Genomic DNA, 18,593 nt, shown 5'->3' with positions numbered 1-18,593 from the left:
AAAAACAAAACAGAATAAACTTAAACCCTTGCGGAACTTAATAATATTTTTTTTCATAAGTAGGAATAAATAAATTTGAAATAAATTCAAGTAAATACTTACAAGTTTATTAAAACCTATCCTATTTACAAATAAAAACACCATAAAAACGTTTAAAAGATTTCAATTCAAGATGTAAGACTTTTATAGACTATATTCCATTTGAATTAAGAGAATATCTCAGTGATTTTCCTATTTATTCTTTCATTGGTCGTCTTATGACTTTAGTAATTTGACGCTATAAAAAAGAACACTATAAACTTTAACACCTTATTTAGACTTTTATAAAAACTTTAAGACAATTACGGTTTATCTTTCGCCTAATTAATATAAAATATTTGACATGAAAAAAACAACAATAATTTCGAGTATAGCATTTACATTTATAATGTTAATCTCCCTTAACATGAATGCCCAAAAATTCGCAAAAATTGACAAAAGCCCTATGGATGCTGTAGCATTCCCTTCAAGCAATCGGGTATCTGACAAATTAATAAAAGTAGTTTATAGCAGACCGCAATTGAAAGGACGAGAACTAAGCAAATTAGCTCCAAACAACAAAGTATGGCGAACTGGCGCTAACGAAGCGGCAAACATTACGTTTTATAAGGATATGAAAATTGAAAATAATATTGTTAAAGCTGGTGAATATTCACTTTTTACAATACCAGGTGATAACGAATGGACTATAATATTAAATAAAGATATTAATGTTTGGGGGGCATATTCTTATAACGAATCTAACGATGTTGTTCGGGTAAAAGCCGCCGTAAGTAGTGCAACAGATTCACTTGAAGCTTTTTCAATTGCTTTTGATGACAAGGGCAATATGCATTTAGGATGGGGAACAACGAGAGTTGCTGTCCCTTTTACAGAATAAGTTCTTGTTTAAAATATTAAAATAAAAAGGCTCTGAGTTTTCAGGGCTTTTTCATTTTACATCGTTTTACTAGGATGTAGTATATTAAAAAAGTTCGAAATCACCTTCCAAAGACCATTTTAAATCATTTGCTTTCTTCAGTCATATAATACAACTTTTTCAAACTCTTTTTGAGCAGTCGAAATCGAAATATTCCTATCACAAAAAAGATGATACAAAACACCAAAGAAGCTAATGCTAGATACTTAAAATTTGGGAAGTCTTTAAGCTGAAAAAAACCAATACTCCCTAAAAGTAAATATAGAGAAGACCTTATATAAGACAAAAGTGTACGTTCATTAGCCAAACGTGTACGTTCTATAGCTAAATAATCTCTTAGAATTACTTTTTCATCGGGTTTAAAATCACGTCCAAATTTTAAAAGTTTCATGTTATGGTATATTCAAATATTTATGTGTTTGCAACGATACTTTCCATTTAGGGTTTTTCATAACATAATCTACAATTTCAGGAACAACTTTGTCACGTTTACTCCATTCGGGTTGCAAATACAAAATACAACTCTCATTCACTTTAGCTGCCTGTTCCTCGGCAAAACGAAAATCGTCTTTATTATAAATAATCATTTTAAGCTCATCTGCCTTTTCATAAACCTCTTGCGTAGGCAACTTCATTTTTTTTGGTGATAAACAAATCCAATCCCATATCCCTGTTAGCCTATAAGCCCCTGAGGTTTCAATATGTACTTGCATATTTTCTGCTTTTAAACCTTCTGTTAGCCTTGTCATATCCCAAGTTAAAGGTTCTCCTCCCGTAACTACAATAGTGTCACTATATGTTTTAGCGTTCTCAATTATCTTTGATGTTTCAGTTGGAGGATGCAAGTTAGCATTCCAACTTTCCTTTACATCGCACCAATGGCAACCAACATCACAACCACCAATACGCACAAAATATGCCGCTGTACCTTTATGATAGCCTTCTCCCTGAATCGTATAAAACTCTTCCATTAACGGAAGCATTTCTCCCTTATCTACTAATACTTGCACGTCTTTTTTCATTGTTGGCAAAGATAGTCGTTTGAAAGCTAATTGTTCAAATATTTATATATCTTGTTCATTTGAATTAACCCAGAATAGTTATTTTTATCAAAATTTCATTGGCATGACTAAAAAGGAGACTTTTTTCAACTACATTTTAGAAGGTAATACTACAAAAGGAGATTTTATTCCAGTGGGGGCAGCTATGCTAGACGGGGAAACTGTAACTGGAGCTCACGTTAAAGTTCCATTAAAAACAATGAATCGACATGGTTTAATAGCAGGAGCTACAGGAACTGGTAAAACAAAATCTTTACAGGTACTAGCTGAAAATTTAAGTAACAAAGGTATCCCTATTTTACTCATGGATATTAAAGGGGACTTAAGTGGACTAGCCCAACCAAGTCCAGGACATGCTAAAATTGATGAACGTCATGAAAAAATTGGCCTTCCATTTGAAGCCAAAGCATTCCCTGTTGAAATTTTAACATTATCAGAGCAAAATGGTGTACGCTTGAGAGCCACAATTAGTGAATTTGGCCCCGTATTGCTTTCACGTATTTTAGATTTAACTGAAACACAATCTGGAATAGTTGCTGTTATATTTCAATATTGTGATGATAACAAACTACCTCTTTTAGATTTAAAAGATTTTAAAAAGATACTGCAATATGCTACTCAAGAAGGTAAAGCTGAATTTACCGAAGCTTATGGTCGGATTTCAACATCATCAACGGGCGCAATTCTTAGAAAAATTGTTGAATTAGAACAACAAGGGGCTGATCTGTTTTTTGGAGAAACTTCTTTTGACACGCAAGATTTATTGAGGGTTGATGAAAATGGTCGTGGCTATATTAACATCATCAGATTAACAGATATTCAAGATAGGCCTAAGTTATTTTCAACATTTATGCTGAGTCTATTGGCAGAAATATATTCTACTTTTCCTGAGCAAGGTGATAGTGACAGACCAGAACTTATTATGTTCATTGATGAAGCGCATTTAATTTTTGATGAAGCTTCTAAAGCATTGCTAAGTCAAATTGAAAGTATCGTAAAACTTATTCGAAGTAAAGGTGTAGGATTATATTTTGTAACTCAAAGCCCTACTGATGTTCCTGAAGCCGTTTTAGGTCAGCTTGGGTTAAAAATTCAACACGCCTTAAGAGCATTTACAGCAAAAGACAGAAAAGCCATTAAACTTACTGCTCAAAACTATCCTGATTCTGCATATTATGATACAGAAGATATATTAACCTCACTGGGCATTGGAGAGGCTTTAGTGTCTGCTCTGGATGAAAAAGGAAGACCTACACCGTTAGCAGCTACCATGATGCGAGCACCTATGAGTCGCATGGATGTTTTAACCGATAGTGAATTAAAAACTTTACTCTCTGAATCTAAACTAGTAAAGAAATACAATGAAGATATTGACAGAGAAAGTGCTTACGAATTACTTAATAAAAAAATAAAAGAAGCGGAAGCAGAAGAGGCCAAAGAAAAAGCGAAAAAAGAGCAAGAAGCTATTAAAAAAGCTGAATCAAAAAGAAAAACATCTTCTTCTAGACGTCGTTCAAGTACTAGAATGAATCCCATAGTTAAAGTATTAACAAGTGCTACCTTTATACGTAGTGTTTTTGGTATTTTAACTAAAGTGATGAAAAAATAACTAATTACAAATATTTACAACCTACAAATCCATTTTTATGCGTCATTTACTTTTAGGCACTGTTGCCTTAACATTTTTATTTTCAAGTTGTAGTAAAACTCAAAACCCTTTTAGAATTTCAAAGCAACATATAGGCTTATTAACCGACTCCACTCAAGTTAAAGATCTTGAGAACATTTACCCCAATGATTCTGTAGTCAAATTCATTGCTGGAGATGAGTTTATTGGAAATATGAATACGATCGACATTTTTGAAAAAGGAGGCAAACAGCTGCTATCATTAACGCCAAAATTCGCATTAGATTCAACATCAACAATAAGTACTATTCGAGTTTTAGATGAACGCTTTAAAACGGATAAAAATGTTTCTCCTATAAGTACTTTTAAGGATATTCAATCCCAATATAAAATATCAAGAATTAGCAACTTAATTAACTCCATTGTGGTTGCTGTTGATGATATTAACGCAAGCTTCACTATTGATAAAAAAGAACTTCCCGCAAACTTAAGGTTTGATATGGATTTAAAATTTGAAGCCACCCATATTCCTGATGAAGCCAAGGTGAAATACTTTTTTGTGAATTGGAGTAACTAAATACAATAAGGTTCATCAAGACTGAGCTCCTACATTGTTATTAAAAAAAGAAATTTTCAACCTCGAAAAGGAAACAGAGAATATTTAATGGAACAATATCTTCCTAAACTAATAAGTTTTTCACTAAACTTTTTAAGCTATATTGCACCTAGTTACGCTGCTAAACTAGCCGTACTAGTTTTCTCTATTCCAAGGAATGCACAATTGAATGAAGAGGCAAAAGATTACTTAAGTTCGGCCAAACGAGAAGATATAAAAGTCAAAGACTTTTTAATTAAAACTTATAAATGGTCTGGAAATAAAGAGTCCGTTTTATTGCTTCATGGCTGGGACAGCAATTCCTTTAGATGGGAAGACCTTATAGAGCTTTTAAAACAGTATGATTACAACATAATAACCATGGACGCCCCTGCTCATGGAGCCTCTGGCAGTAAAATTTTTAACGCCCCTTTATATTCTAAGTGTATTAACGAAGTGGTCAATAAATACCAACCTGGTATTATTATAGGCCATTCCGTTGGAGGAACCGCAGCTGCTATTGCTTTAACAAATTATAAACTCTCATCAGTAAAGAAACTCGTATTACTTGGTGCACCCTCAAATCTTGATATCTCTGTTAGTAATTATGTTCGAATAATGAATTATAATACCAAGGTTCATAAAGCAATAAATCATTATTATTTAAAACACTTCAATCATTTACCATCGTACTATTGTGTTGAAAATTTCTATAAAGATATTAGACCAAAAGGCCTCATTATACACGACAGAAGAGATAACATAATTTCTTATAAAGAAGCTCTCGATATTCATAGGGTATATAAAAACTCTGAATTAATAAAAACCGTTGGTTTAGGACATCGACTTAAGTCTGATAAAGTATATCAAAATATTTTAGACTTTCTTAAAGCCTAACTTTCGTATTTTTGCGACATGGAAGAACAGCAATTAAAACGAATCAATAAATTTTTAAGCGAAGTAGGATATTGTTCCAGACGCGAAGCCGATAGACTTATTGATGCAGGCAGAGTCACCATTAATGGAAGTATCCCAGAAATGGGAACCAAAATTGCGCCAATTGATGTTGTAGCTGTAGATGGAGATATAATTAAAAACACAAAAGAGACATTTGTATATCTTGCTTTTAATAAACCTGTCGGTATTGTTTGTACTACAGATACCTCGGTAGAAAAAGACAACATTATTGATTACTTAAATTATCATAAACGCATTTTTCCTATAGGAAGATTAGATAAACCTAGTGAAGGTTTAATTCTTTTAACTGATGATGGCGATATTGTAAACAAGATTCTTCGTGCAAGTAACAACCATGAAAAAGAGTACGTTGTAACTGTAGACAAACCCATTTCTCAAACCTTTGTTGAGCGCATGGCGGGAGGCATTTACATTGAAGATTTAAACAAAAAAACAAAAAAATGTAAAGTTGAAAAAGTTAGCACATACAAATTCAAAATTATATTAACACAAGGTTTAAATAGGCAAATTAGGAGAATGTGCAGTTATTTAAATTATGAAGTGCAAACTTTGCAACGCATTAGAATCATGAATGTTAAGTTGAATATGCCTATTGGAAAGTACAGAGAATTAACAAAAGAAGAGTTTACAGAACTTAACGAGCTTATTAGTAATTCTACAAAAGAATACAAAGCAGATAGCTTCAAAAGAAAAAGGTAATTTAGAATCCTTTAATTTATCACCCAAAAATTTAAAATCTTCATTCAAAGATTGTGTTATTCAGTTTTATTTCCGGATAAATAAAACGGAAAATAAATTAATAAAAAATAAGGGATGATTATAATTTGAACAACCAAAATGTACACCGGCCATTCACCAAAATAATCTAATAAAGATGCTGATTTGGGTTTTTCATTCAAATAAAAATAATTCGCATTCAGCACATTATTTATAAAAACCATAATTAAGATATAAACTTGTAAAGCGAAGAAAGACTTAAATACACTCTTTAGTTTAGGTCTATAATCAAACACAAAAGTGGCATAGAATATAATGGTTAATAAGCCTAAATGCACGGTCCAATACCTGAAGTAATCAAAACTTGGAAAACCCTGAGGAATATCAGGAGTTAAAACACCTTGTAAAGTCCCTCCAATAATCCAAAACAATAAGATTTCATACATCCAATATTCTCTGTAATATGTAAACACAGGAATAAACAAACCTAATAAACTACATAGATATAATGGTAAATCGGTAGAAATCAAATAGCTGCCGAATAGTATTTTATTAAGATGAAAAACTACTACAACGGTACTTATTAAACATGCCAATACATGCCATACAAACCTCCTTTTTTTTTGCCCCCATTTCCTTTTAGCCTGACTTATTAAAAATGTTGCAAATAGAATAGAAAAAACTATGGGAACAAGATGCTCTAAGCTACCAATAGCAACCCTATTAAACAAAAAAATTGCATTATGAATTAACAAACTCATAATGCAATTTAATTAAATATTATAAATCTTACTGATTGTGCCTTTCTCTGGCGAGTAAAGTGTTTTTCAATAACATTGCAATGGTCATAGGACCTACACCACCAGGCACCGGGGTAATATAGCTTGCTTTCTGGCTTACACTTTCAAAATGGACATCACCAGCTAATCTGTAACCGTTCTTTTTAGTAGCATCAGGAACACGAGTAATTCCAACGTCAATAATTACAACATCTTCTTTAACCATGTCTCCTGTTAAGAATTCAGAAATTCCAATAGCCGCAACAATAATATCGGCTTCTCTAGTAATAGCTTCTAAATTTTTAGAACGACTATGAACTACGGTAACAGTAGCGTCACCAGCTTTTCGTTTCTGACTCATTAAGATACTCATGGGGCGGCCAACAATGTGACTTCTACCCATAATCACCACATTTTTTCCTGATGTTTCTACCTGATACCTTTCCAATAATTCAAGAATACCATAAGGTGTAGCTGGTAAAAAAGTTGGTAAATCTAAAGCCATTCTGCCAACATTTACAGGGTGAAAACCATCAACATCCTTATCAGGATCAACAGCCATTAAAACCTTTTGTTCGTCTATCTGTTCTGGCAGAGGTAATTGAACAATAAACCCATCAATCTCGTCATTAAAGTTTAACCCATTAATTTTTTCTAACAACTCTTCTTCTGAGGTATATTCTGGTAATTCAATTAGTGTAGATTTAAAACCAATACGTTCGCAAGCTTTCACTTTTGCGTTTACATAGGTCATACTTGCTCCATCTGAACCTACTAAAATTGCCGCAAGATGAGGTACTTTTTCACCTTTAGACACCAATGATGCAACATGATCGGCAATTTCTTCTTTAATATCGTTACTTACTTTTTTACCGTCTAAAATTGTCATTAGCTGGACTTTATTAATTTAAAAATGTGTTTTGAAGGATTAACGCATGTTTTGCATCATTTGCATCATCTTTTTGCCACCACCACCTTGCATCATCTTCATCATTTTGCTCATTTGGTTAAACTGTTTTAAAAGTTGATTAACTTCCTGAACCGTAGTTCCAGAACCTTTGGCTACGCGTTTTTTTCTACTAGCATTTAAAACAGAAGGATTAGTGCGCTCTTTAGGAGTCATAGAATGAATAATAGCTTCAATACCTTTGAAAGCGTCATCATCAATATCAATATCTTTCATCATTTTTCCAGCTCCAGGAATCATACCCATAAGGTCTTTCATATTCCCCATTTTCTTGATCTGTTGAATTTGTTTCAAGAAATCATCAAAACCAAACTGATTTTTCGCGATCTTCTTTTGAAGTTTTCTGGCCTCCTCTTCATCAAACTGTTCTTGTGCTCTTTCAACTAATGAAACCACATCTCCCATCCCCAGAATACGATCTGCCATTCGAGACGGATAGAACACATCAATAGCTTCCATCTTTTCACCTGTACCAATAAACTTAATAGGTTTATTTACTACAGATTTAATTGAAATTGCAGCTCCACCACGTGTATCTCCATCTAATTTGGTTAAGATAACCCCATCAAAATTTAAGACATCATTAAAGGCTTTAGCAGTATTCACAGCATCTTGCCCTGTCATAGAATCAACTACAAACAAGGTTTCTTGAGGTTGTATAGCTTTATGAATGTTAGAAATTTCAGTCATCATCGCCTCATCTACAGCTAAACGACCTGCTGTATCAATAATTACCACATTAAACCCATTGGCTTTAGCATGTGCCAACGCAGCCTTTGAAATAGCAACTGGATCATTATTTCCTCGATCACTAAAAACCTCAACACCTATTTGTTCTCCAACTACATGTAATTGGTCTATTGCTGCAGGACGATAAACATCACAGGCAACCAATAAAGGCTTTTTAGTTTTCTTATTTTTAAGGTAATTAGCAAGCTTTCCTGAGAATGTTGTTTTTCCAGAACCTTGTAAACCAGACATTAAAATAACACTTGGTGTGCCAGAAAGGTTAATACCCTCAGCATCACCACCCATAAGTTGTGTCAACTCATCCTTAACAATTTTAACCATTAACTGCCCCGGCTGGAGTGTAGTTAATACGTTTTGCCCGAGTGCCTTTTCTTTAACAGTTTGGGTAAATTGTTTGGCTATTTTAAAATTAACATCGGCATCTAATAAAGCGCGTCTTACTTCCTTTAAAGTTTCAGCTACATTTACCTCGGTAATGCTTCCATGCCCTTTAAGAACGTGTAAGGCTTTATCTAATTTATCGCTTAAATTATTAAACATAGGTTTTTCAAATTTTAAGAAATGCAAATTTAGTGATTTGCTTGCTATTATTGAAAAATCATAATGTAAAAGTATCCATAAAAAAAGCTGCCAATTAAAATTGACAGCTTTTTTAAAGGAAACTTAAATATTAACCTAACCAACCAAAAACATAAGCTTTCCCTATATAAACCAATAACACATTATTCCCAAGGCTCTAAGACTAATACTCTTTCAATACCTCCATCAGAATTATAATCTTTTAGCTCTATTCTATTCGGAGTAATTTCCTTAATTTTCCATCTGTGTCGTAATTCACTAAATGGTTCATTTTGAGTTCTAAAATTTAATCCTAAAAACAAACCTTCATTTCTGTAGGCTACCCAAGAACCTCTATAATCATTTCCATCACCTTCTGTAAACAACATTCCATTTTCATTAAAACCAATAACATACTCGCTATAATTATCAGTTTCATCAATATCTTGATCGATATATGAGGCTACCGCCCATTCTCCATCTGTGAGTACCTCAGTTATGTAATTAACATCATCATCTGGACACATTCTCACTAACACCATTTGGTTGTTTTCATTTGCTAATTTAATTAGTCCTGGTTCAAGGAAATTAATTAACCAAGCCAATCTTAGATTCGGTCTATCTTCTAAATTAATTTTTAAAATAGCCCCTGCCGGACTTAAACCAATCTCATAGGTTCCTTCAACCAATTCACCGTTGACTCTTAGTTTAACTACATCATCTTCATAAAACTTAAATGGCGTTCCGATATACTCTTTTTCATTGTCAGCACCATCAACATTTAATCTTGCTAATCGCCACAAACATTCTTGTAAATAATTTTTAATACGTTCTTTTGTAATATCTATCACAACATCGCAGTTTCGCTTCATTATTATGCGATTACCGCCAACTTCATGAATTTTAATTTTTCCATCTTCAAAATCGTACAGCAGCCATTCTAAATTAAAATCTGCTAAATTTGCGAACTCCATTTTTAAAAGCACACCACGTCTTGTGCATCTTAAGCCCCAACTTCCAGTTAAAATATCTCCATTTCTTGAACGCATAGTAACTAAACCTTCATCCTTAAAATTAATAGCGTATTGCGTAAATACTTCTGTCTTGTCTTGATTATCTCTTGTAAATTCGTTAACAATCCAAGGGCATCTTTTTAAATAGTTTTCTAAGCGCTCTTTAGAAAAATCATTATCTTCTTCACAGCTATCCTTTGCTTCTTCAATAATGCGTTTTAATTGCTCGTTATTCTCTGCGGTTAAAACAGTTCCATCTTTTAACACCATGTTTACTGGAAAGTTTAAGCTCGCTAAAAACTCAGAGTTTTTAACACGCTTCATAAAAAGATGTAGTTCTCTTTTATTTGCAATTTCAACAGTTTTAATCACTTCAAAATCTGTATCAAATAGTGAAAATGCTATTGGGAACTGAAACTCAACACAACGAATTTCCTCTTCTTCGTCATCATCGCTACATTCCGCACTAAATTCTGATAATTGCTCTACATCTTCAATTACAATTTCTTCGTGATCTGCCGTAACGATAGTTATAGGAAAAATAATATCTAAACGATCTATATCGTCTTCAAATTCATCGTAAAGTCTTTGTATTTTGGTATAGTCTGCCTCTGTATCAATTCTAATCTCAATACCTTTTATGATTACTACAGCCGGTAATTTTACAGAAACACAACTGGTTCCGTCAATAATATTGTCTTTAGAACCATCATTCTTAGCTGTTGCACTAATAATTGTTGTAAGTTCAGATTCGGCAACAAGGGCTTCACTTTCCTGTGGTTCGGTGACTTCAATCACTTCATCTTGACAAGACGCGAAGAATAAAAGGGCAATAAAAGGTAATAACAATAAAAGATTCTTTTTAATTTTCATGATACTGAATTTTGGATGAAACATAGCTTTTTGAATATAAAACAGGTTAACTTTAAAAATTCCTACCCCCTTATTGCATTTTTTTTATTTTAGTGAAGTAAACTACCAATAAATAATGGGTAAACAACTACATGATAATATTTGCGAAGAACATATTTATTCTTCCATATTTAATAAACACGCCACAGATTTGCACAACTTTTTATACTATAAGTTTGGTGAATTACTAAACCCTAAAGATAAAGTCCAGGAAGCATTTATAAAGCTTTGGGAGAATTGCTCAAAGATTTCTCCAGATAAAGCCAAGAGTTTTGTATTCACTACAGCCAATAATTTAATGCTAAATGAAGTTGCTCATCAAAAGGTTGTTTTAAAACACCAGCAAACTAAACCAAAAATGTCTACCAATGAGAATCCTGAGTTTTTAATGCAGGAATCCGAATATAATGATAAACTCCAAAAGGCATTAGCTAATTTAACCGAAGCGCAACGCGTTGCTTTTATGATGAATCGAGTTGAAGGAAAACGTTTTAAAGAAATTGCAGAACTATTAGACATATCTACTAAAGCTGTTGAAAAACGTATTTATGGTGCTTTGAAAAAATTACGAAAAGACATAAAAGAGTTGTAACTTAAAAAATAGCGTTTAAAAAAATTACCTGAAGGGGTAGGAATAAATTGATGTTAACTGTTATATAAATGAATGATGAACAGAGAAGAACTCATATCGAAATGGTTAGATAACGATCTAAGTAACCAAGAGCTTGAAGCTTTTAAGCAACTTGATGATTATGATGAATTGATTAAGTTGAATCATAGCCTGAAAGCTTTTAAAGCTGATGAATACAATACTTCTAAGGAATTAGAAGGTGTACTTACTACGGTAAAAAATAAAAAGCAATCATCAAGGCAGTGGCTAAAACCATTTATGCGCATTGCAGCCATTTTAGCTGTTTGTTTTGGTTTATATTATTACACCACAACTCTAGACACTACTATATCTACGGAGTTTGCTCAAAAAACCACTATTGAGTTACCTGATTATTCTAGTGTATCTCTAAATGCTAAATCTCTTTTAGCCTTTAATAAAAACAAATGGAAACAAGACCGAGAAGTTAAACTTCAAGGAGAAGCTTTTTTTAAAGTAGCAAAAGGATCATCATTTAAGGTAAAAACAGCATCTGGAATCGTAACGGTTTATGGTACTCAATTTAATATAAAACAACGAAATAATTATTTTGAGGTTATTTGCTACGAAGGACTCGTTGGGGTTAGCTACAATTCTCAAGAATCAAAACTAAAGGCTGGAGACAGCTTTTTAATTCTTGACGGGAAACTAATTGCTAAAGAAAAAGAAAACCGCATCATGCCTTCGTGGTTAAATAACGTTAGTTCTTTTAAAAGCTTGCCTTATAAAACCATAATAACAGAATTTGAAAGGCAATACAATGTTGAAGTTACTTTAATTGGCATTGATTCCACCCAATTATTTACTGGCAGCTTTGCTCATGACAATATTGAGTTAGCGTTAAAGTCTATTTCTCTCCCATTAAACGCAACCTATAGTAAAACTAACCGTACTATAATTTTAAAGCGTGAGTAGAAAAGAGATTTACTATATTATAATATCTCTTTTTTTATTGAATGTTTCGTTTCTAAAAGCGCAAAGCATTCGTAAAGAAAAGCAACCTCTTATTGTTGTTTTAAATAATCTTGAAGAAAAATATAATGTCCGCTTTTCATTCACGGATAATACTATTAAGGATAAATTAAGTGTACGCCCTGAGGAAAACTTTTCGCTAGCTGAAGTTATCTCATTTCTTAAGAAAGAAACAGGATTAAATTATGAAATATTACAAGATAATTTCATAATAGTAAGGGTTCTCAAACAAAAGAAATTTTCTTTTAAAATCCAAAACCTTGAGGAAGTTGTCGTAACCAATTATTTAACATCGGGAATCACAAAGCTTAATGACGGGTCAATTAAAATAAAACCGGAAACTCTTGGCATTTTACCAGGCCTAATAGAGCCTGATGTTTTACAAACTATTCAAGCTATTCCGGGTGTTTTAAGCGCAGATGAAACGGTTTCAAACATTAATATTCGAGGCGGAACCCACGACCAAAACCTTATACTTTGGGATGGGATAAAAATGTATCAATCTGGACATTTCTTTGGATTGATTTCAGCTTTTAACCCATACACAACTGAGCAAGTAAATATTTTTAAAAATGGAACACCTACTAAATTCGGCGATGGTGTATCTAGTATTATTGATATGCATTTACCCAATGAGATTGATCATGAATTTAAAGCGGGAATGGGCTTTAATTTAATAAATGTAGATGGGCACGCCAAAATTCCATTATCTAACAAAACAGAATTACAAATATCTGCACGTCGCTCTATTACAGACTTTATAAATACCATAACTTTTGAACAGTATTCGAAACGTATTTTTCAAGATTCAGATTTGACAAAGGCAAAAAGCAACAACTCAATTTCTCAAAACGAGAATTTCTACTTCTACGATCTTACGGCTAAATTCCTATATGATATCTCCAAAAAAGATAAGATTCGATTTCACTTTTTTAATGTAGATAATAATTTAGATTATGACGAACGATCTAACGTAAATAATAAAAATGAAGTTTTAAACAGTAAATTATCACAGCGAAGTACAGCAGGAAGTATTACTTACCTGAGAAATTGGAATAACAAACTTAATACGTCGTTTCAAATATATATTTCTAATTATGATTTAGATGCAACTAACTTTGATATTATTAACAACCAAAGGCTTATTCAAGAAAATGAAGTTTATGATGGCTCAGCAAAACTTGACTTAAGCTACAATTACAATAGTCAATTAAAAATAAATAGTGGCTATCAATTTGCAGAAGTAGGCATAAGTAATTTAACTGATGTTAACAATCCGCCTTTTAGAAGCTACATCAAAGAAGTTATTAGAAGTCATGCCCTTTATGCAGAAGGTCATTTTTTATCAAGTAGTGCAAAAACTAAAGTAAATTTTGGAGGAAGACTAAACTACTTCGCAAAATTCGATACGTTCATTGTTGAACCAAGAGTATCTTTAAGTCAAAGATTTTTAAACAACTTTAGATTTGAAGTTTTAGGAGAATTTAAAAGCCAGACAGCCTCCCAAGTTATTGATTTACAAAATGATTTTTTAGGTATAGAAAAACGACGTTGGGTTCTTGCTAACAATGAAGACATTCCTGTTATTAAAAGCAAACAACTTTCTACAGGTATTCATTACAACAAAAATAACCTGCTTGTAAGTGCAGAAGGGTATATCAAAAAGGTTGATGGTATAACCACTAGAAGTCAAGGTTTTCAAAATCAATTTCAGTTTGTAAATAGCATTGGGAGTTATGAAATAAAGGGTATAGACATTCTACTCAATAAACAGTTCAGTGATGTTTTTCATAGCTGGATTTCGTATTCCTATAGTTCTAATAATTATACTTTTGATGAATTGAATAATGGGAAACCGTTCCCTAACAATATTGACATTAGACACATACTTACTTTGGCAGGCACTTATACATACAACCATTTTAAACTAGCAGCAGGTTTTAATTACCATACCGGAAAACCTTCAACACAAATAAATGTAAGTGATGCAATTACAGATAACACCATTGAATTCTCCAATCCTAACAATGATCGATTACCAGATTATTTTCGTGTAGATTGCTCTGCTACTTATGATTTTGACCTTTCAAGGAAAGCGCAAGCAACCGTAGGAGCTTCTGTGTGGAATTTACTAAACCAAAAAAACATTCTCAACTCCTACTATACGATTAGTAATGAAAACAATATTGCTAAAGTGGATAATGAATCCTTGGGCATTACTCCTAATATAAGTTTTAGAGTTTCTTTTTAAACCTTATCCTTATCGTTTAGCAATGATAAATTATAATTTAACATTATTTAGGGAGTGAAATAAACTAGACCTAAATATTCTCATCAATGCGTCTCATAGTGCTTTTAAACCGCCTTATAAACTCATAAATCTCATCTTCAGTATAAGCGGCAAAGCCCATTCTAATTCCGTTGTGATTTAAATTGGCACAATCATAACGTTTCCATTCAAGAATGATTAATTTTTCCTCTAAAGCTTCAGTAGTTACTAGGTTCCAATTATATTTTTTATTCAATATTACCCAAATTGCCATGCCTCCCTTTGGGATTTCAAAAGACAAATATTCACTCAACTCAGATTTCAATAAACTGCAAAATAAATCACGCCTAGATTTATAAATCTTTAGCACTTTTTTAATATGCCTATCTAGACTCCCTTGCTTAATAAACTTAGCAAATGTCATTTCCAACAAAGCATCTCCCTGTCGATCAATAAACCGCCTTAATCTGGCGCACTCATCAACAAAATCTTTCGAAGCTATTAAATATCCAACCCTGTAAACTGGAGCAACCGTTTTACAAATAGAACCCACATAAACAACATTTCCATTTTGGTCATGGCTTGCCAATGGTAAAATAGGCGCATGGTTATAATGAAAATCATAATCGTAATCATCTTCAAGAATTGCGAAATGGTAAATCTTTGCCAAATTTAAAAGCTCAATTCTACGTTCTGCTGATAAAGTTACGGTTGTTGGATGATGATGATGGGACGTTGTATATACAGCTTTCACCTTATATTTTTCACAAAGCATTTTTACTTCCTTGGCTACTAAACCTTGGCTATCCACTTTAACTCGTAAGACCTTTGCTCCAGAAAATTCGAAGGTCGTGTCTGAAGAACTATAATTAGTTTCACCAATAATAACGTAACCATTATCTGCAAACAATAATTGTGATGCCAAAAACATACCCATTTGACTGCCTCTGGTAATCATAATATTATCGACACCTATATTTAGCCCACGGGTTTCGTTTAAATAGCTTACCAAATTCTTCCTAAGTAAAATATTCCCGTAAGTGGTCCCATACCATAATTCATTAACTGTACTTTTCTTTACAGCCAAACCCCTATAAATCAAAGCAATTTCATTAACGGGAGTAAGTCTACTATCGGAAATACCATCATTTACATACATACTATCTTCATCAAACTTTTGAGGAAAACTTCTATCGAGAATAGGATTTCTTTTAAATTCAAACCCAGAGACTTTATTATCACATTGTTTTTTTGGATTACCTAATCTTCTTTGCTTTAAAATAGGTAAATCAGCATTCACAAAAGTTCCTTTTTGAGGTACACTTACGATCCAGCCTTGTAAAATTAATTCCTCATAACATGCTACAATGGTTTTTCTATGTAACGTCAATAATTCTGACAAAGTTCTGCTTCCCGGTAATTTGTTCCCTGGAGAGAGTTTTCCATGTTTTATAAGCTTAATAAATTGATTGGTTAATTGAATATAAATAGGCTGCTTGCTAGCTCTATTTACAGAAAAAATGGTTTTATACGGAATCACAACTGGACTATTTTAAAAATGTTTTCTGGACGAATTGAAGCATCCACTAAAGTAGTAATTTTGATCTATTAAATAATAAAACCATGGAAGAATTCAAAAAATCTGAGCTAAACGAAGTTAAAAGAGGCATCAACAGAGCACTTTATGATGTAGATAAAATAAACGCTATTTTGGATGCTGGATTTATCTGTTTTGTCGGCTACAATTATAATGGTAAAGTTATAAGTCTTCCTATGTCTTATGGTAGAATAGGCAACAAAATTTATTTACACGGTTCTGGAAAAAATAGAATGCTTCTAAACCTATTAGAATGTAAAGACGTAAGCATAACCGTAATGCATTTGGATGGTTTAGTCTTGGCTCGTTCTGGTTTGCACCACTCGGTTAATTATAGATCTGCAACACTTTTTGGTAAATTAGTAGAAGTTGAAAACCTAAAAGAAAAGGAAGCCATATTAAAGTGTGTTGTGGACCAAATGATAAATGGACGATGGGAAGAACTTCGCCCTATTACCAATTTAGAACTCAAGAGAACATTAGTCGTTGAAATGACTATTGAAACAGCCTCGGCAAAAATTAGAAATGAAGGTGCCATTGATGAAAAACGTGATAGACATTTACCTATTTGGGCAGGAGTTATACCCATAAAGCAAGTTTCAGAATATCCCCTACGCGACCATTTACTTCCAGAAGACATAAAAATGCCTGATCATGTTTTGGAATATTATAATACGCACAAAAGCAACTCATAAATTGACCTGTTCAAAACAGTAAAAAATGATTCTCTAGTAAATCGCTTATAATGATATTTGGTGCGGAGTATTACAAAAAAAAGGTAAGCATTATAAGTATGCTTACCTTTTTCTATTTTTTCTAATAAAAAATTATTTCTTTATAATTTTCTTATATGCCCAACTCCCACTGTTATTTTCAACTTTCAAAATATATAAACCTGATGATAGTTTATCCAATACGATAGTATTGTTTAACGCATTGATGTTTTTTTGAGAAAACACTTCTGTTCCATCAATACTATATAATTGAATTTGATTCAACAAAACACCAGATTGAATATCAACTTTACTTTCAAACGGATTAGGAGACACTTTAAGGTTATTTGTGAACCATTCATCCACTGACGCAGTATTTTCAGGTTTGTACGCTCTTATCCAATCTATACGTAATGTATGATTATCCGTATTAGCCAATTCAGCATCTGTTGGAGTAACACTGTTATTAGATCTCCAATCTTGATCCTCAACTGTAAAAAGAATATCCATTGCTTTATTCAAACCAGTTCTGGTATCATTATTTGTATCTCCTTGATTTACAGAGTTTGTAAAAAACAATGGATCAATTTGTTCCATACCTTCTCGTTGAGTAACTAATACCCCATCAATATAATAATACAGATGTGTAGGATCTTCCCAATACACCCCATATCGATGATAATCATCCCTCCAGTTAATATTACCAGCACCATCATTTCTTGTTATCCATGTAGGAAATTCTGACGGATTACTTCCTGTACTACCAAACTCACTTGGCTGCCAATCTTGAAAAGGCCTTCTTATAAATACATGATGACTTTGATGCATTCTTTGAGCATACCATACTTGATTACTATTGCTTGAACCGCAATTACCACATGTACTTGCTCCATACCCTTCCATAAAATCAATCTCCTGAGTATCATCAGGACTTAATAGCCAACCTCCATTGGCTAAAACTGAGTTCATAATCTTTGCTCTAATTTCAATGTAAACTGGGTACACAATGGTATTGTTAGAATGCACGGCACCAGCATTTACCCTATTTGTTTGAAATCTAGAAGCAATTAGTTGCAATTCGCCTTCATCTACTAAAGAATGGTTCCTTGCCCAAGTTGTCAACCCCGGTCCCTGCCAAGAATTATGATAAAAATCATCCCATTTACTTAAAAATGTACTCCCCTTATTTCCCGCGGGGGCCGAATAATTAAAATCATCTGAAACGTTTTCTTGTAAAACCCACTCCTTTCCTGTTCCAGGATCAGCAGGAATATTAATACCCGTCCAATCTTGAGAAAAACCTAGACAAGTAAGAAGGCTAAATAATAGTGTAAATATTCTTTTCATAGCATTATATCATTTTTAGTTTAAACCCTAAAAATAAGCTTTTTAATAGTTTACGATTCTTTTAAATATAAAAAGTCAAGTTTTAATTGAGTTTTTTTATAGTCTAGTCTAGAAAACATAAAAACACATTT

The 18,593-nt window shown here is 32.8% G+C and carries 17 protein-coding genes; 9 read left to right on the top strand and 8 right to left on the bottom strand.

Annotated features, from left to right (window positions below; all coding sequences use genetic code 11):
* The first annotated feature begins 382 nt into the window (after positions 1 to 382).
* The gene (locus Q0857_RS09455; RefSeq protein WP_298534298.1) at positions 383 to 919 is read left to right on the top strand and encodes a DUF2911 domain-containing protein; all 537 of its coding nucleotides are present in this window, start codon (positions 383 to 385) and stop codon (positions 917 to 919) included.
* Positions 920 to 1,043: 124 nt separating this feature from the next.
* Here Q0857_RS09455 and Q0857_RS09450 read toward each other — a convergent pair whose 3' ends face one another.
* Both Q0857_RS09450 and Q0857_RS09445 read right to left on the bottom strand, forming a co-directional pair.
* On the bottom strand, positions 1,044 to 1,349 hold the full coding sequence (locus Q0857_RS09450; RefSeq protein ID WP_298534297.1) for a DUF202 domain-containing protein: 306 nt from the start codon (positions 1,347 to 1,349) through the stop codon (positions 1,044 to 1,046).
* Between the two features lies 1 nt (position 1,350).
* Positions 1,351 to 1,980, bottom strand: coding sequence for a 7-carboxy-7-deazaguanine synthase QueE (locus Q0857_RS09445; protein WP_298534294.1), 630 nt, complete (start codon positions 1,978 to 1,980; stop codon positions 1,351 to 1,353).
* Positions 1,981 to 2,083: 103 nt separating this feature from the next.
* Here Q0857_RS09445 and Q0857_RS09440 point away from each other — a divergent pair, with 103 nt between their 5' ends.
* The 4 genes from Q0857_RS09440 (at position 2,084) to rluF (ending at position 5,918) form a co-directional block, all read left to right on the top strand.
* Positions 2,084 to 3,628: a helicase HerA-like domain-containing protein gene (locus Q0857_RS09440; protein WP_298534292.1), complete on the top strand. Its 1,545-nt coding sequence runs from the start codon at positions 2,084 to 2,086 to the stop codon at positions 3,626 to 3,628.
* 37 nt (positions 3,629 to 3,665) lie between these two features.
* A complete protein-coding gene (locus tag Q0857_RS09435; protein ID WP_298534289.1) occupies positions 3,666 to 4,223 on the top strand; it encodes a hypothetical protein in 558 nt (185 codons plus the stop codon).
* 87 nt (positions 4,224 to 4,310) lie between these two features.
* Positions 4,311 to 5,138 (top strand): alpha/beta hydrolase, encoded by an 828-nt coding sequence (locus tag Q0857_RS09430; RefSeq protein WP_298534286.1) that lies wholly within the window; start codon positions 4,311 to 4,313, stop codon positions 5,136 to 5,138.
* Between the two features lie 18 nt (positions 5,139 to 5,156).
* Entirely contained in the window at positions 5,157 to 5,918 is a 762-nt protein-coding gene (gene rluF / locus Q0857_RS09425; RefSeq protein WP_298534285.1) for a 23S rRNA pseudouridine(2604) synthase RluF, read from the top strand.
* 56 nt (positions 5,919 to 5,974) lie between these two features.
* Here rluF and Q0857_RS09420 read toward each other — a convergent pair whose 3' ends face one another.
* The 4 genes from Q0857_RS09420 to Q0857_RS09405 all read right to left on the bottom strand — a co-directional run bounded on the left by Q0857_RS09420 (position 5,975) and on the right by Q0857_RS09405 (position 10,876).
* The gene (locus tag Q0857_RS09420) at positions 5,975 to 6,697 is read right to left on the bottom strand and encodes a TIGR02206 family membrane protein (protein ID WP_298534283.1); all 723 of its coding nucleotides are present in this window, start codon (positions 6,695 to 6,697) and stop codon (positions 5,975 to 5,977) included.
* A 28-nt stretch (positions 6,698 to 6,725) separates the two neighbouring features.
* Positions 6,726 to 7,604: a bifunctional methylenetetrahydrofolate dehydrogenase/methenyltetrahydrofolate cyclohydrolase FolD gene (gene folD, locus Q0857_RS09415; protein WP_298534280.1), complete on the bottom strand. Its 879-nt coding sequence runs from the start codon at positions 7,602 to 7,604 to the stop codon at positions 6,726 to 6,728.
* A gap of 39 nt (positions 7,605 to 7,643) precedes the next feature.
* Positions 7,644 to 8,972 carry a signal recognition particle protein gene (gene ffh, locus Q0857_RS09410; RefSeq protein WP_298534278.1) on the bottom strand — a complete coding sequence of 443 codons (1,329 nt, stop codon included), beginning with the start codon at positions 8,970 to 8,972 and terminating at the stop codon, positions 7,644 to 7,646.
* Positions 8,973 to 9,154: 182 nt separating this feature from the next.
* Entirely contained in the window at positions 9,155 to 10,876 is a 1,722-nt protein-coding gene (locus Q0857_RS09405; protein WP_298534276.1) for a hypothetical protein, read from the bottom strand.
* A 115-nt stretch (positions 10,877 to 10,991) separates the two neighbouring features.
* Here Q0857_RS09405 and Q0857_RS09400 point away from each other — a divergent pair, with 115 nt between their 5' ends.
* The 3 genes from Q0857_RS09400 to Q0857_RS09390 all read left to right on the top strand — a co-directional run bounded on the left by Q0857_RS09400 (position 10,992) and on the right by Q0857_RS09390 (position 14,787).
* A complete protein-coding gene (locus tag Q0857_RS09400) occupies positions 10,992 to 11,507 on the top strand; it encodes a sigma-70 family RNA polymerase sigma factor (protein WP_298534273.1) in 516 nt (171 codons plus the stop codon).
* A gap of 72 nt (positions 11,508 to 11,579) precedes the next feature.
* Positions 11,580 to 12,479 (top strand): FecR family protein, encoded by a 900-nt coding sequence (locus tag Q0857_RS09395; RefSeq protein ID WP_298534270.1) that lies wholly within the window; start codon positions 11,580 to 11,582, stop codon positions 12,477 to 12,479.
* Positions 12,472 to 14,787, top strand: a complete 2,316-nt coding sequence (locus tag Q0857_RS09390; protein WP_298534267.1) for a TonB-dependent siderophore receptor — start codon at positions 12,472 to 12,474, stop codon at positions 14,785 to 14,787. The genes Q0857_RS09395 and Q0857_RS09390 overlap by 8 nt, the downstream gene beginning before the upstream one ends.
* A gap of 70 nt (positions 14,788 to 14,857) precedes the next feature.
* On the opposite strand, the gene Q0857_RS09385 is transcribed toward Q0857_RS09390, so the two are convergent.
* Positions 14,858 to 16,345: a PLP-dependent aminotransferase family protein gene (locus Q0857_RS09385; protein WP_298534264.1), complete on the bottom strand. Its 1,488-nt coding sequence runs from the start codon at positions 16,343 to 16,345 to the stop codon at positions 14,858 to 14,860.
* Positions 16,346 to 16,428: 83 nt separating this feature from the next.
* Here Q0857_RS09385 and Q0857_RS09380 point away from each other — a divergent pair, with 83 nt between their 5' ends.
* Entirely contained in the window at positions 16,429 to 17,097 is a 669-nt protein-coding gene (locus Q0857_RS09380) for a pyridoxamine 5'-phosphate oxidase family protein (protein WP_298534260.1), read from the top strand.
* Positions 17,098 to 17,229: 132 nt separating this feature from the next.
* Here the strand turns inward: Q0857_RS09380 and Q0857_RS09375 are convergent, their stop codons facing one another.
* The gene (locus Q0857_RS09375; RefSeq protein WP_298534256.1) at positions 17,230 to 18,462 is read right to left on the bottom strand and encodes a T9SS type A sorting domain-containing protein; all 1,233 of its coding nucleotides are present in this window, start codon (positions 18,460 to 18,462) and stop codon (positions 17,230 to 17,232) included.
* Positions 18,463 to 18,593: the final 131 nt, after the last annotated feature.

The sequence above is a fragment of the uncultured Algibacter sp. genome (genome assembly GCF_947495925.1).
In the GTDB taxonomy this organism is placed as follows: domain Bacteria; phylum Bacteroidota; class Bacteroidia; order Flavobacteriales; family Flavobacteriaceae; genus Algibacter_E.
Note: the sequence above shows the minus strand (reverse complement) of the source record. Positions and strands in the feature narration are given on the sequence as shown.